This is a genomic window from Dyella sp., assembly GCF_035685885.1.
Taxonomy (GTDB): domain Bacteria; phylum Pseudomonadota; class Gammaproteobacteria; order Xanthomonadales; family Rhodanobacteraceae; genus Dyella.
The window spans coordinates 15658-28560 of record NZ_DASRZX010000059.1 but is presented as its reverse complement, the minus strand read 5'-3'; the positions used below and the strand labels follow the sequence as shown (position 1 = coordinate 28560).

14 protein-coding genes and 1 tRNA gene are annotated in these 12903 nt (G+C 65.7%); 5 read left to right on the top strand and 10 right to left on the bottom strand.

The window, feature by feature from the left end; all coding sequences use genetic code 11:
* Nucleotides 1-109: 109 nt before the first annotated feature.
* Nucleotides 110-589: a tRNA (adenosine(37)-N6)-threonylcarbamoyltransferase complex ATPase subunit type 1 TsaE gene (tsaE, locus tag VFG49_RS07320; protein WP_324858962.1), complete on the bottom strand. Its 480-nt coding sequence runs from the start codon at nt 587-589 to the stop codon at nt 110-112.
* On the bottom strand, nt 586-2070 hold the full coding sequence (locus tag VFG49_RS07315) for an NAD(P)H-hydrate dehydratase (protein ID WP_324858960.1): 1485 nt from the start codon (nt 2068-2070) through the stop codon (nt 586-588). The genes tsaE and VFG49_RS07315 overlap by 4 nt, the downstream gene beginning before the upstream one ends.
* Before the next feature lie 59 nt (nt 2071-2129).
* Here VFG49_RS07315 and queG point away from each other — a divergent pair, with 59 nt between their 5' ends.
* Nucleotides 2130-3200 (top strand): tRNA epoxyqueuosine(34) reductase QueG, encoded by a 1071-nt coding sequence (queG, locus tag VFG49_RS07310; protein ID WP_324858958.1) that lies wholly within the window; start codon nt 2130-2132, stop codon nt 3198-3200.
* A gap of 17 nt (nt 3201-3217) precedes the next feature.
* Here the strand turns inward: queG and pgi are convergent, their stop codons facing one another.
* The 6 genes from pgi to pcnB all read right to left on the bottom strand — a co-directional run bounded on the left by pgi (nt 3218) and on the right by pcnB (nt 9197).
* On the bottom strand, nt 3218-4873 hold the full coding sequence (pgi, locus tag VFG49_RS07305; protein ID WP_324858956.1) for a glucose-6-phosphate isomerase: 1656 nt from the start codon (nt 4871-4873) through the stop codon (nt 3218-3220).
* A gap of 111 nt (nt 4874-4984) precedes the next feature.
* Nucleotides 4985-5371, bottom strand: a complete 387-nt coding sequence (gene panD, locus VFG49_RS07300) for an aspartate 1-decarboxylase (RefSeq protein WP_324858954.1) — start codon at nt 5369-5371, stop codon at nt 4985-4987.
* Between the two features lie 99 nt (nt 5372-5470).
* Nucleotides 5471-6316: a pantoate--beta-alanine ligase gene (panC, locus tag VFG49_RS07295; RefSeq protein WP_324858952.1), complete on the bottom strand. Its 846-nt coding sequence runs from the start codon at nt 6314-6316 to the stop codon at nt 5471-5473.
* Between the two features lie 158 nt (nt 6317-6474).
* Nucleotides 6475-7305: a 3-methyl-2-oxobutanoate hydroxymethyltransferase gene (gene panB, locus VFG49_RS07290; RefSeq protein ID WP_324858950.1), complete on the bottom strand. Its 831-nt coding sequence runs from the start codon at nt 7303-7305 to the stop codon at nt 6475-6477.
* A gap of 57 nt (nt 7306-7362) precedes the next feature.
* Nucleotides 7363-7845, bottom strand: coding sequence for a 2-amino-4-hydroxy-6-hydroxymethyldihydropteridine diphosphokinase (folK, locus tag VFG49_RS07285; RefSeq protein ID WP_324858948.1), 483 nt, complete (start codon nt 7843-7845; stop codon nt 7363-7365).
* Nucleotides 7842-9197 (bottom strand): polynucleotide adenylyltransferase PcnB, encoded by a 1356-nt coding sequence (gene pcnB / locus VFG49_RS07280; RefSeq protein ID WP_324858946.1) that lies wholly within the window; start codon nt 9195-9197, stop codon nt 7842-7844. The genes folK and pcnB overlap by 4 nt, the downstream gene beginning before the upstream one ends.
* Nucleotides 9198-9378: 181 nt before the next feature.
* Between pcnB and VFG49_RS07275 the strand changes: the two genes are divergently transcribed.
* Together VFG49_RS07275 and fdxA are read left to right on the top strand one after the other, a co-directional pair.
* Nucleotides 9379-9454, top strand: a tRNA-Glu gene (locus VFG49_RS07275).
* Nucleotides 9455-9502: 48 nt separating this feature from the next.
* The gene (gene fdxA, locus VFG49_RS07270; protein WP_324858944.1) at nt 9503-9826 is read left to right on the top strand and encodes a ferredoxin FdxA; all 324 of its coding nucleotides are present in this window, start codon (nt 9503-9505) and stop codon (nt 9824-9826) included.
* A gap of 101 nt (nt 9827-9927) precedes the next feature.
* Here fdxA and VFG49_RS07265 read toward each other — a convergent pair whose 3' ends face one another.
* Nucleotides 9928-10521, bottom strand: coding sequence for a hypothetical protein (locus VFG49_RS07265; RefSeq protein ID WP_324858942.1), 594 nt, complete (start codon nt 10519-10521; stop codon nt 9928-9930).
* Between the two features lie 38 nt (nt 10522-10559).
* Nucleotides 10560-11453: a 4-hydroxy-tetrahydrodipicolinate synthase gene (gene dapA / locus VFG49_RS07260; RefSeq protein ID WP_324858940.1), complete on the bottom strand. Its 894-nt coding sequence runs from the start codon at nt 11451-11453 to the stop codon at nt 10560-10562.
* A 116-nt stretch (nt 11454-11569) separates the two neighbouring features.
* On the opposite strand from dapA, the gene VFG49_RS07255 reads away from it, so the two are divergent.
* Both VFG49_RS07255 and VFG49_RS07250 read left to right on the top strand, forming a co-directional pair.
* The gene (locus tag VFG49_RS07255) at nt 11570-12127 is read left to right on the top strand and encodes a glycine cleavage system protein R (protein WP_324858938.1); all 558 of its coding nucleotides are present in this window, start codon (nt 11570-11572) and stop codon (nt 12125-12127) included.
* Between the two features lie 292 nt (nt 12128-12419).
* Nucleotides 12420-12881: a peroxiredoxin gene (locus VFG49_RS07250; RefSeq protein WP_324858936.1), complete on the top strand. Its 462-nt coding sequence runs from the start codon at nt 12420-12422 to the stop codon at nt 12879-12881.
* Nucleotides 12882-12903: the final 22 nt, after the last annotated feature.

Sequence of the window (12903 nt, the reverse complement as noted above, 5' to 3'; positions counted from 1 at the left end):
GCAACCTCCAGCTATCGGCCGCAACCCGCGCAAACTGAAGGGTAAGCAGGTCGCGCTCGCCACCGAAAAAATCTCAAGCGCTATCGATACTTAGCCGAGAGGCGTGGCCTCAGGCCACATGGGGATCAGGCTCACCCAAGCGGGAAGCCACCCCTGCACCGCGCGACGTCCGTGGTTCCATCACGGCCCTGCGTCCCGTCCCGGCATAGCTCAGGTGCACGACCAGATCCGGTGCCGGCAGCGCGCCCGCCCCACGCTCGGGCCACTCCACCAGCACCAATGCAGCCGGATCGGAAAGGGCGTCGAGTCCGAGCCATTCCAGTTCGCCCGGGTCGGCGATGCGGTACAGGTCCAGGTGCCATGCCGGTCGGCTGCCGGCCCGGTAGGACTCGACCAGGCTGTAGGTCGGGCTCTTGATGCGTTCGCCCACGCCCAGTGCGCCCAGCAAGGCACGCGCGAAGCTGGTCTTCCCCGCGCCGAGATCGCCATGGAGATAGACCACCAGGCCTTCGTCGAGCATCCCGGCCATGCGTACGGCCAGTGCGGACGTGGCGGCTTCGTCGGGAAGCTCCCAGGCGTGAGGCGTCATGATTCCTTTCCGTTGAGGATCAGGCGAAGGGGTTCGAGCAGGTCGCTGGCCATGAGGCCGCGTTCACCATGATGCCTTGCCGCAAGGTCGCCCGCCCGCGCATGCAGGCTCACGCCGAGGCAGGCTGCCTCCCATGCGCCGCAACCCTGGGCCAGCAGGGCGGCGATGACGCCGGTCAGCAGGTCACCCATGCCACCGGATGCCATGCCGGGATTTCCCCATGGACAGACCGACACACGCGCCTGCGGATCCGCCACGAGGCTGCCGGCCCCCTTCAGCACGGCGACCGTATCGAACGTGCGCGCAAGCTCGCGTACGGCGCCGAAGCGGTCGGCCGCAATCGCGGCGGTGTCGCACCCCAGCAATCGCGCCGCCTCGCCAGGGTGAGGGGTGATCACCGTTTCACCCTTGAGCGGTCGAGGTTCCAGCGCAAGCAGGTTCAGCCCGTCGGCATCGAGCACCATCGCCTTGCCTGCCTCCAGTGCCGTAAGCCAAAGCGCGTGGCCCCAGGCGCCCTGTCCCAGCCCGGGACCCACGGCCAGCACGGTGGCCCGAGGCAGCAGGGACTCCAGTTCCTGCGGTCCGTGCACGCCGTGCGCCATCAGTTCGGGGCGCGCGCTGTTGAGGGCCACGAGGTTGTCGGCACGCGTGGCCACGCTGGCCAAGCCAGCACCCGCATGCAGTGCCGCTTCACCGCACAAGCGAATCGCACCCGCGGTGCCGTGCTCGCCGCCAATGGCGAGCACGTGGCCGTTGTTGCCCTTGTGCGCCTGGCGCGGGCGCGCCGGCAGTGTGGAAGGCTGCAGCAGTCGCGCATCCGGTGTCGCGCCTTCCCAGAGCGTCACCGGCAAGCCCAGCGGCTCCCACTGCACATGGCCCACGTAACCCGGGGCATCGCTCGTATACAGGCCACGCTTGCCGGCAATGAAGGTGACCGTGACGTCGGCGCGCACCGCCTCACCAGGCACAGCGCCTGTATCGGCGTTCACGCCGGAGGGAACATCCAGTGCGAGGACCGGGGCGCCCGTCGCGTGCATGCGGCGAACGAGCTCAGCCACATCGGGTGCCAACGCGCGCTGCAATCCCGTGCCAAACAGTGCGTCCACATGGACGTCCGCTTCGGGAAACTCAAAATCCTCGTGCCACGCACGCACGATGCCGCCGCCATGCTCGTACTCGCGTCGCGCACGAATGGCATCGTCACCGCGACTTTCGTCGAGCGCGATCACCTCGGCATGCAGGCCGGCATCGCGCGCCAGCGCCGCCAGCAGAAAGCCATCGCCGCCGTTGTTGCCCGGACCGCAATACACCGCCATGCGCGTGGCGCGCGGCCAGTGCTGGCGCAGGCAAACCAGCGCGGCCGCGGCGGCGCGCTGCATGAGTTCGTAGCCGGGAATGCCCAGTTCGTGAATGGCGCGCCGATCGAGCGCACGCACCTGGTCGACGGTATAGAGCTCGTGGCGGTGGGCGCTGGCAGTCATGCACGAATTATAGGCATGCACGACGGGAGCGCCGCCGCAACACCACCTACAATGGCGACATGCCCCACGCCGCCCCTCCCTCGACCGACTATGCCGCGCTCGCCCGCGACATCAAGCTGTGGGCGCGCGAGCTGGGCTTTGCCGATGCAGGCATTGCAGGCGTGGAGCTGGGCGAAGACGCCATGCATCTCCAGCGCTGGCTGGAGGCAGGCCACCACGGCGAGATGGATTACATGGCACGCCACGGCGACAAGCGCAGCCGGCCCGCCGAACTGGAGCCCGGCACTCTGCGCGTGATCACCGTGCGCATGGACTACGTGCCGCCCGGCACACGCAACGCGTGGAACGTGCTTGAGGATGCCCAGGCCGGCTATGTCGCGCGTTATGCGCTGGGTCGCGACTACCACAAGCTGATGCGCAACCGGTTGCAGAAGCTGGCCAACCGCATGCACGAGGTCGTCGGCGATTTTGGTTATCGCGCCTTCGTCGATTCCGCGCCGGTGCTGGAAAAAGCACTCGCACGCAATGCAGGCCTGGGCTGGATCGGCAAGCACACGGTGCTGATCAACCGTCGCGCGGGCTCCTATTTCTTCCTCGGCGAGCTGTACACCGACCTGCCCTTGCCCATCGACGAACCCGCCAGCGCGCACTGCGGCAGTTGCCGCCGCTGCATCGACATCTGCCCGACGCGGGCGATCATCGCGCCGTACAAGCTCGACGCTCGCCGCTGCATCTCCTACCTCACCATCGAATTGCGCGGCAGCATCCCGGAAGAACTCCGTGCGCCGATGGGCAACCGCATTTTCGGCTGCGACGATTGCCAGCTCATCTGCCCGTGGAACAAGTTCGCGCAGGACGCCACCGAGCCCGACTTCGCGCCACGCCACAGCCTCGACGGCGCCAGGCTGGTGGAACTGTTCGGCTGGAGCGAGCAGGAATTCCTGCAGCGCACCGAAGGCATGGCGATTCGCCGTACCGGATACGAAGGCTGGTTACGCAATATCGCCGTGGCGCTGGGCAATGCGCCGGATTCGCCGGAAGTGCGCGAGGCATTGCGAGCGCGCGCCGATCATTCGTCGCCGATCGTGCGCGAACACGTTGCCTGGGCGCTCGCCAGGCACGCCGCCTAGCGAGCACGCAACACGCCTCAGCGGTTGTGCTTGTCCAGGGTCAGGCGACGCTGGTGGATGGCCTCGATCAGCGCCTGCGTGGAGGAGTCGAACGACGACGCGTCCGCGCCCTCGCCTTCCAGCGCGGGAAGAATCTGCCGCGCGATCGACTTGCCGAGCTCCACGCCCCACTGGTCGAACGCATTGATGCTCCACAGATGGCCGAGCATGAACACCTTGTGCTCGTACAGGGCGATCAGCGCACCGAGGCTTTCCGGCGTCAGCTGATCCATCAGGATCACCGTGCTCGGGCGATCGCCGGGAAACGTGCGCTGCGCTGCCAGCACGCGGCGTTCCTCTTCGCTGCCCTGCTTCGCTTCGGCCAGCGCTTCGTCGAACGTCTTGCCCAGCGCCAGCGCCGCCGCCTGCGCGAGCAGGTTGGAAAGCAGCGCGTCGTGGTTGGCCACGAGATCATGCGCCGGCTTCACCACGCCAATGAATTCCAGCGGCACTACATCGGTGCCCTGGTGCAGCGACTGGAAATACGCGTGCTGGGCATTGGTGCCCACGCTGCCCCACACCACCGCCGAGGTCGATTGCAATACCGGCTGGCCTTGCGGCGTCACCTGCTTGCCGAGGCTCTCCATCTCCAGCTGTTGCAGATAGGAGGTGAGATCGGTGAGCAGATCTGCATACGGCACTACGGCGCGACTGCCGCGTCCCTGCGCGTTGCGGTTCCACATTTCAACAAGGCTCAACAACACGGGCAGGTTTTCCTGCCAGGGCGCGGAGCGGAAATGGTCATCCATCGACGCCGCGCCTTTCAGCAGCCCGTGGAAGTTGTAACAACCGATGGCGAGCGCCAGCGAAAGGCCGACCGCCGACCACAGCGAAAAACGGCCGCCGACAAAATCCCACATCGGATAGACCTGCGCCGCCGGTACGCCCCACGCTTCGGCCGCGGAAACATTCGCGCTCACGGCAAGGAAGTGGCGCGATACCTTGTCGGCATCGCCGTGGTACGCGCGGCTGATCCATTCGCGCATCACGTTGCCGTTGAGCAGCGTTTCCTGCGTGGTGAACGTCTTGGAAACCACCACGACCAGGGTGCGCGTAGGATCGAGCCGATGCATCAGCTCATAGGCCGACTGGCCGTCGACGTTGGTGAGAAAATGACTGCGCAGGCCCGGCACGTGATAAGGCGCCAACGCGCGCTCCGCGAGACGCGGGCCAAGGTCCGAACCGCCGATGCCGATATTCACCACATCGGTGATACCCGGCGCCACACCGAAGGCTGAGGCATCGCCCAGGCCAACGGCGTGGACCAGCGCATCAATGCGATGCAGCGTCTCGCTGATTTCGTCCAGCGCCTCGCGTGGCGCTGGCGAAGGCAGGTGGGAACCGGCAGCACGCAGCGCCGTATGCAGCACCGCGCGGCCTTCGGAGGTATTGATCGGCTCGCCCGCGAACATGGCGTCGCGCGCGGCCTGCCAGCCGCTGGCTTCCACGTGCGCGCCGAGTGCGTCGAGCGCGGCACCGTCCAGCTTCTGTCGGCTCAGGTCCAGCAACAGCGGGCCCACGCGGTGGCGTAGGCGTTTGCCGCGCGCATCATCCTTCAGCAATTGGCGCAGGTGCGTGCCCGCAAGACGATCGACGTGCTCTGCCAGGAAGGACGAACGGCGTTCGGACGACATGGTTGCTCATGCGTGGCGGGGAGGGACGCCGATCTTACGCAGCATCCGGCGTCCCGCGCCAGCAGATTGTTGCAGTGCAACCGTGCCCTGCCGACGGCAGGGCGGCCAGGCTTAGACGGCGGCCATCTGCTTGGGAATGGAGCGGTTGGTGTGCGAGATGCCGTTATGGGCATCCGCGTACACCAGCGTCGGCTGGAACTGCGCCAGCTCGGCTTCGGACAGCTGGGCGAAAGCGGCGATAATGATCAGATCGCCCGGCTGGGCGCGATGCGCGGCGCTGCCGTTCACCGAGATGATGCCGGAGCCTTCTTCGGCACGCAGTGCATACGTTACGAAGCGCTTGCCATTGTTGATGTTCCACGCATGGATCTGCTCGTACTCGCGGATGCCGGAAGCATCGAGCAGCAGGCCGTCGATGGCGATGGAGCCTTCGTAGTGAAGCTCGGCATGGGTCACCGTCGCGCGGTGGATCTTGGCCTTGAGCATGTTCAGGTTCATGACTTCATTTTCCGCAGGTACAGCCCGCTTAGCACGCCATTATCCGGCCGGGGAACGTCGCACCGCAACATCGCCCGGCTCGCTCCTAGATGGGGGCGTTCAGTCGAACGGCAAGTTGTCGATGAGGCGCGTCTTGCCAATCCGTGCCGCGATCAGCGCCACCAGGCCGTCGGAGCTGCCTTCGGCGGGCTCCGAAAGATCTTCGGCGCGGCGGATCGCAGCGTAATCCACCTCGAAGCCCGCGCGCGCCAGCTTGGATGCCGCGGCCTGCTCTACCACCGGCCACGCGTGTCCCTTGGCGATGAGATCGCGCATCTGATGCAGGGTGGCGTTGATCTGTGGCGCCAGCGCCCGCTCCTCCGCCGACAGGTACTGATTGCGCGAACTCAGCGCCAGGCCGTCGTCGGCGCGCAAGGTCGGCGCCGCCATGATCTTTATCGGCAGTGACAGGTCGCGCACCATGCGCTCGATCACCTTGAGCTGCTGGAAATCCTTCTGGCCGAACACGGCCAGGTCCGGCTGCACGAGGTTGAACAGCTTGCACACCACGGTGGCCACGCCGTCGAAATGACCGGGGCGATACGCGCCCTCCAGCGTCTCGGTCAGCTGCGGCACGCGAATGCTCACGCTGCCGTCCGCGCCGAACGGGTACATGGTGGCCACTTCAGGCGCAAACAGCAGATCGCAATCCTGCTCGGCGAGGCCGACCTGGTCCTGCACCAACGTACGCGGGTAGCGCTCGAAATCCTCGTTCGGACCGAATTGCGTCGGATTGACGAACACACTGGCCACCACGCGATCGGCACGTGCGCGCGCCAGCTTGATCAGCGAATGATGACCCGCGTGCAGGTTGCCCATGGTGGGCACGAAACCCACGGTCTGGCCCTGGCCGCGCCATCCGCGAATCAGGGCGCGTAGCGCCGCGGCGTCTTGCACTGTCTGCATGGTTTTAGAACCTGTTCAATGCTTGCACCTGGCCCGCGCCGTGGTCTGTTTGCGCGCAAGCCAGGGAAGAACGATGGAATGGATGTCGAAACACGACAGCGATGACGCGGAATCGTGGGCTACACGGAGACACCGAACAGGCTCCTTGGCGCCTGGCTTCAATCGAAGCCATGTTCCGGGGCCGGGAAGGCGCCATTGCGCACATCCTCGGCGTAGGCCGCGATCGCCGCAGCCACCGAGTCGCGTCCTGCGAGGAAATCCTTGCTGAACTTCGGACGCTTGCCCGGAGTGACGCCCAGCATGTCGTGCAGCACCAGCACTTGGCCATCGCACTGCGGGCCGGCGCCGATGCCGATGGTGGGGATGGACACCGCCTTGGTGATGCGTTCGCCGAGCACCGAGGGAATGCCCTCCAGCACCAGCAGTTCCGCGCCGGCTTCCTCGACGGCCTTGGCCTGGGCCACCAGATGGTCCGCGGCATCTTGGGCGCGGCCCTGGATGCGGAACCCACCGAACTTGTGCACCGACTGCGGCGTGAGGCCTAGGTGCGCGCACACCGGGATGGCGCGATCCACCAGCGCCGAAATCGCCTCAAGGATATGCGGCGCGGCGCCCTCGATCTTCACCATCGCCGCACCGCCCTCGCCCACCAGCTGCGCGCCGGCTTCCAGCGCGTGTGCCACGTCGCGATCAGCCATGAACGGCAAGTCCGCCACCAGCAGCGTGGCGTGGAGGCCACGGGCCACAATGCTGGTGTGATAGACCATGTGATCCAGCGTCACAGGCAGCGTGCTGGATCGACCCTGCACCACCATGCCCAGCGAATCGCCGACCAGCGCAACGTCTACGCCCGCCATTTCCAGTTGCGCCGCAAAGCTGGCGTCGTAGACGGTCAGCATGACGATGCGACGGCCTTCCGCCTTCATGGTGCGCAGCGACGGCACGGTAACGGCCTTGCGTGCAGGTGCATTCGCTTTCTGTGCGTACACAGGGTTTCCTAGGGAGCGGAAGCAGACGGTGATTATCCCGCGTGGAGCGTGAAGGGCTCAAGGCAGGCGTTCGAGGCCGGTCACATCCAGCGATGCCAGCAGGTCGGACACGCGTCCCTGATCCGGCAGCAGCAGGTCCGGCGCAAGATCGTTCAGCGGCAGCAGCACGAAGGCGCGTTCATGGATACGCGGATGGGGCAACGCAAGCCGCTCGTCCGACACGGTCGTGCCGTCCATGTGCAGGATGTCCAGGTCCAGTGTGCGCGGTCCCCATCGCTCACCGTCGCGCACCCGACCCGCCGCCCGCTCGGTGGCCAGCAAGGCATCCAGCAAGGCATGCGGCGCCAGCGTCGTGTCGAGGCATGCCACTGCGTTGATGAACGACGGTTGTTCCAGCACGCCCCAGGGAGGCGTGAGGTAGAGCGGCGAGCGCCCCGTCAAACGGGTATGCGGCAGACGGTCCAGCGCATCGAATGCGGCCAGCACCTGGCCACGCGCGTCGCCAAGGTTGCTGCCCAGAGCGATATAGGCTGTGGTCACGCGTTGTCCGGCTTCGCCCCGGATTTGCCGGCCGGCTTGCGGCGGCGACGCTTGCGTGGCCTGGCTGCCGCTGCCGGCTCAACGGCGCCCGCCGGAGTGCTGCCAGCCAGCGCAGCAGCCAGCGTTTCGTGCGGCAGCTGTTGCGCGTGCGCCCACCAATCGCCCAATTCCTTCACGGCCGGCGATTCGGCGGCGCGCAGCACCAGGAAATCGAAGGCCGCACGGAAACGCGGGTGCGCCATCAGGCGGAACACGCGCTTGCGCTGCACCTGCTCGAAGCGCGGCTGCAGGGCCCAGATTTCTTCCATGGTAAGCGTGAAGCGTCGCGGGATGGCCACGCGCTGGCACTGCTCGCCCACCACATGCATCGCTGCGCGTTCCCACGCTGCGTTGGGTTCCACGCCCTTGCCGATCCAGGTATGCGCCAAGTCGCGCACCTCCCCCCACAGCAGCACGGCGAACAGGAACGCCGGCGTGACCGACTTGCCTTCGGCGACGCGTGCATCGGTATTAGCCAGGCCCCGCTCGACCAGCGCGCGCAGCGCCTCGTCACCGCGCTTGAGCGCACGCGCCGTGGCCGGAAACATGAACTTCAGCAAGCCCGTCTGCTCGAGCATGTGGAAGCTCTTGAGTCCGTGGCCAGCCAGGAACAGCTTTAGCGATTCGTCGAAGAGGCGTGCCGGCGCGGCATCGGCCAGCAACGGTCCCAGCTCGGTGAACGGCGCTGCGGCCGCGGCATCGATGCGGAAATTGAGCTTGGCGGCCAGACGCACCGCACGCAGCATGCGCACGGGATCTTCGCGGTAGCGCGTGGCCGGATCGCCGATGAGGTGCAGCACGCGGTCTTCCACGTCCTGCATGCCACCGACGTAATCGCGCACCGAGAAATCGCTGATGTCGTAGTAGAGCGCGTTGACGCGGAAGTCGCGGCGAATGGCGTCTTCCTCGATGGAGCCCCACACGTTGTCGCGCACGATGCGGCCATCGACGATGTGACGATCGCCCTCGCCTTCCTCCTCGCCGGTGCCGCGGAACGTGGCGACCTCGATGATTTCCGGCCCGTACACCACGTGGGCCAGGCGGAAGCGGCGACCGATCAGGCGCGAGTTGCGGAAAAGCTTCTTCACCTCGTCCGGCGTCGCGCTGGTCGCCACGTCGAAGTCCTTGGGATGGCCGCCGAGCAGAAGGTCGCGCACGGCGCCTCCCACGAGATAGGCCTGGTAGCCCGCCTCGTTCAGCCGATAGAGCACGCGCAACGCAGCCTTGCTGATGTTCTTGCGCGAAATCACGTGCTGCTCGCGCGGAATGATGCGCAGTGCAGTCGTAGTGGTGGTCCTTGCGTCCTGAGTCAAGCGGTCTGGATCCTTGCAGGCGCGGCGCGCCGTTCTAAGCGATCTATCGCGGCCAATTCACCGCGTCCACATCCCGCCGCCCTCTAGGTCGACAGGTCCGTTCCGCGCAAGGGCCCAAAGCCGCCCCCGGGCATTGCCGGGCGAAACAATTCCGTTATACTAGCGCGCTCCGGTGCATTTCGCTCCCTTCGTCTAGTGGCCTAGGACACCGCCCTCTCAAGGCGGGAACACGAGTTCGAACCTCGTAGGGAGCGCCACTTCCGGCCTGGCACGGGCCGCAGCCCTTCTGAACAGGCCGCGACAGCATGACTTTTGTCGTCACCGACAACTGCATCAAGTGCAAATACACCGATTGCGTCGAGGTTTGCCCGGTCGACGCCTTCCATGAAGGTCCCAACTTCCTCGTGATCAATCCGGACGAGTGCATCGACTGCACCCTGTGCGAACCGGAGTGTCCGATCAACGCCATTTATCCCGAGGACGATGTGCCCGCCGGCCAGGAGTCGTTCGTGGCGTTGAATGCCGAGCTGGCCAAGGGCTGGCCGGTGATCACGGAACGGAAGGATGGCCTGACCGACGCCAAGGAATGGGAAAACAAACCCAACAAGATCGACTTGCTGCAGCGCTGAATCACGCGCGGCGCAGGCATTCCCACCTGGAAGAGTCGATATCCGAAGGATAAGAAAACGCCGCCCGTGGGCGGCGCTTTTCATGGAGCGAAGCGTCGGTATCAACCGCCGCCCAGGCGACCCTTGAGCGTATCGATCACCTTGGCCACGGCCGCGGCGTCACCCTGCGCGCGCACTTCACTGGCCTTCTCGCCGCTGCTGCTCACGGTCAGCTGAACCTGGCGCGGCGTCGCGCCCGGTGCATCTTCCGTCTTCTTGGACTTGCCGTTGAACATGCTGCTGAAAAAGCCCTTCTTGTCGCTCGGCTCGTCCGTCGCGATCACATTCAGCGCATAGGTATGGGCGTCGTCGTCATGCGACACCACCGTGCCGATGTCACCCTTCTCAAGCGCCTGCGCCAAGCGACGATAGGTGTTTTCAACGGTGTCGTTGAGCACGAAGCCGTCGGCGATCTGGTTGCCGGTGTTGCCCGTACGCGCCGTGGCACCGTTGGAGGTCGGGTTGTTGGCGCCCTGCTCCGGGATGACCAGTGCGGCGTTGGAAGACGGCGTGTCCAGACCCGGCGGGATCTCCAGCGGCGTTTCCTGTTTGGCTTTCTCCCAGGCCTTCTCCGAACGGAACATGCCGCAGCCGGAGAGCAACAGGGCAGACAGGGCCAGCAACGGCAGAGCCACGACGAGCAGGGATTTCTTCATGTAAGCAGATTCCGTAGGAGTATCAGTTGCCCGAAATGTCAGGCCGCATTCGCCAAGGATGCCAGAGCCGACAGCGCTTCGCGAAGCCGCATGCGTTCTGGACCCTCTTCCAGCTCAACCAAAGGCAGGCGTGGCGCCGCCAAACCCAGCCCCAGCGACGGCAGCCCCGCCTTGACCGCGATGGGGTTCGGCGCGCAATTGAGCGCCTCCACCAGCCGGGCAAGCACCGCGTCGCAACGCTGCGCTTCGCCCCGGTCACCAGCGGTGGCCGAGTCGCACAGCATGCGGAACGCGCGAGGCGCCAGATTGGCTACCACCGAGATGGTGCCGGCACCTCCGGCCAGCATGGCCTTGCAGGCCGTGCCGTCGTCACCGGACAGATAGACGAAATCCGGGCGCGCAAGTTCCGCACAGGCGCGGATCCGCTCGTCCGTGGACACGGCTTCCTTGATACCAACGATGGCCGGGTGCTCGCGCAGCGACGCCACGGTCTCCGGCAGCAGGTCGCAAGCCGTGCGGGTCGGCACATTGTAGAGCACCACCGGCAGGCGGCCCTGCTCGGCCACCTCCAGGAAATGGCGACGAAGGCCTTCCTGGGTGGGACGCACGTAATAGGGAGCCACCACCAGCGCCGCATCGGCGCCCAACGCCTGCGCGCGACGGGTCAGGGCGACCGTCTTGGCGGTGCCCGCATCGCCGGTACCGGCAATGACAGGCACGCGACCGGCCACGCGCTTGACCGCGAAAGCCAGCAGTCGATCGTATTCATCGTGCTCGAGCATGTGGGCTTCGCCCGTGGAGCCGGCGACGACCACGCCTTCCGTGCCGCCATCGAGCTGGTAGTCAAGCACGCGCCCGAATGCCTCCAGATCGAGCGAGCCGTCGGCCGCGAACGGCGTCACCAGCGCACAGATGCTTCCACGAATGTCCAAGACCCACTCCGCCCAAAATCCAAGCCCTGCATATTACTTGCGGCTTTGCAGGGGCCACAAGTAAGCTCGTTCGATCATCGCTCCGCCCGCCGCGGAGCCGCCACAGGTGGACTTCCTTGAACCGTTCTTCCGCGCGTGCGGGCACTGACAACCAGCTGCTCATCCAGACGCTAACCCCTTCGCCGCGCACGCCACTGTTGACGCTGGCCCGGCGGATCGCGGAGGCCGGGTGCAATCTGGCCGACGCAAGGGTGTCCACCATCGGCACGGATACGTCGCTGACCCTGCTCGCCACCGGAGCCTGGGACGCCATCGCCAAGCTGGAGACCGCGCTGGCCAAGCTGGCGCGCGACGAGGAATTGCGCCTGGTGCACTACCGTACCGGGCCGCGCGAGCATCACTCTCACCTCCTGCCGTATTTGGTCGAGGTGATCTCGGCCGATCGCCCGGGCATCCTGGTGAAGATCATCGATTTCTTCGACCGTCGCGACATCGTCATCGAGCAACTGAGCTCGATGCGCTATCAGGCGATGCAGACGGGTGCGGAGATGTTCCAGGCGCAGATCACCATCGGCATTCCCTCGGCGACGCATATCGCCGCCCTGCGCGATGACTTCCTGGAATTCTGCGACGGGCTCAACCTGGACGCGATCATGGATCCCGTGAAGTTCTGAGTTCCGCTGCTCCCACGCAGCGGCAGGCTATTCACGGAACCGAATTTCGGGACATGCCGTCGGGTTCTTGAGCATGCTCCCTGCTGCCAAGAGGCGCAAGGACTGGTAATCCCCGACGCAGGCGCTAGTCTCTGATCCCAGGCAGCACCGGAGAGCGCGCATGCAATTGGCGGGTCGAGCAGCACCGATCACCGGGCACATGCCTCCTGCCAGCACGCCTCCCCTCGCCGTCCTTTTTTTTCCTTGATTCCCATGATCAGTCGAAGCCGGTAACGGCTTCGCAGGAGAACCCATGCCCGAAGTTGGCAAGAAAGTCCCCAAGCTCAAAGGCGCGACCGGCGATGGCGGCGAGCTGAAGCTCGACAGCCTCAAGGGCCAGTGGGTGGTGGTGTACTTCTACCCGAAGGACAGCACGCCAGGCTGCACCAACGAGGCCAGGGATTTTCGCGATCTCTATCCGAAGTTCCAGAAGCGCAACGCTCAGGTCATCGGCGTGTCGCGTGACTCCGTGAAATCCCATGCCAATTTCGCGGCCAAGCAGGAACTGCCGTTTCCGCTGGTCTCCGACCCCGACGAAACCTGGTGCCAGGCCTTCGACGTGATCCACGAGAAGGTGCTGTATGGAAAACGTCACATGGGTGTCGTACGAAGTAGCTTCCTGATCGATCCCGAAGGCAGGCTGGTCCAGGAATGGCGCAACGTGAAAGTCCCAGGACACGCCCAGGCCGTGCTCGACGCCATCCCCGCCAAGTGACTCTCGACCGTTCCCGCAGCTG

What these genes read in the sequence shown, in the direction of transcription:
- VFG49_RS07315 (WP_324858960.1), bottom strand. Translation starts at nt 2,070, where the DNA reads ATGACTGCCAGCGCCCACCGCCACGAGCTCTATACCGTCGACCAGGTG.
- panD (WP_324858954.1), bottom strand. Translation starts at nt 5,371, where the DNA reads ATGAACCTGAACATGCTCAAGGCCAAGATCCACCGCGCGACGGTGACC.
- panC (WP_324858952.1), bottom strand. Translation starts at nt 6,316, where the DNA reads ATGCAGACAGTGCAAGACGCCGCGGCGCTACGCGCCCTGATTCGCGGA.
- VFG49_RS07265 (WP_324858942.1), bottom strand. Translation starts at nt 10,521, where the DNA reads ATGAAGAAATCCCTGCTCGTCGTGGCTCTGCCGTTGCTGGCCCTGTCT.
- tsaE (WP_324858962.1), bottom strand. Translation starts at nt 589, where the DNA reads ATGACGCCTCACGCCTGGGAGCTTCCCGACGAAGCCGCCACGTCCGCA.
- queG (WP_324858958.1), top strand. Translation starts at nt 2,130, where the DNA reads ATGCCCCACGCCGCCCCTCCCTCGACCGACTATGCCGCGCTCGCCCGC.
- VFG49_RS07250 (WP_324858936.1), top strand. Translation starts at nt 12,420, where the DNA reads ATGCCCGAAGTTGGCAAGAAAGTCCCCAAGCTCAAAGGCGCGACCGGC.
- pgi (WP_324858956.1), bottom strand. Translation starts at nt 4,873, where the DNA reads ATGTCGTCCGAACGCCGTTCGTCCTTCCTGGCAGAGCACGTCGATCGT.
- fdxA (WP_324858944.1), top strand. Translation starts at nt 9,503, where the DNA reads ATGACTTTTGTCGTCACCGACAACTGCATCAAGTGCAAATACACCGAT.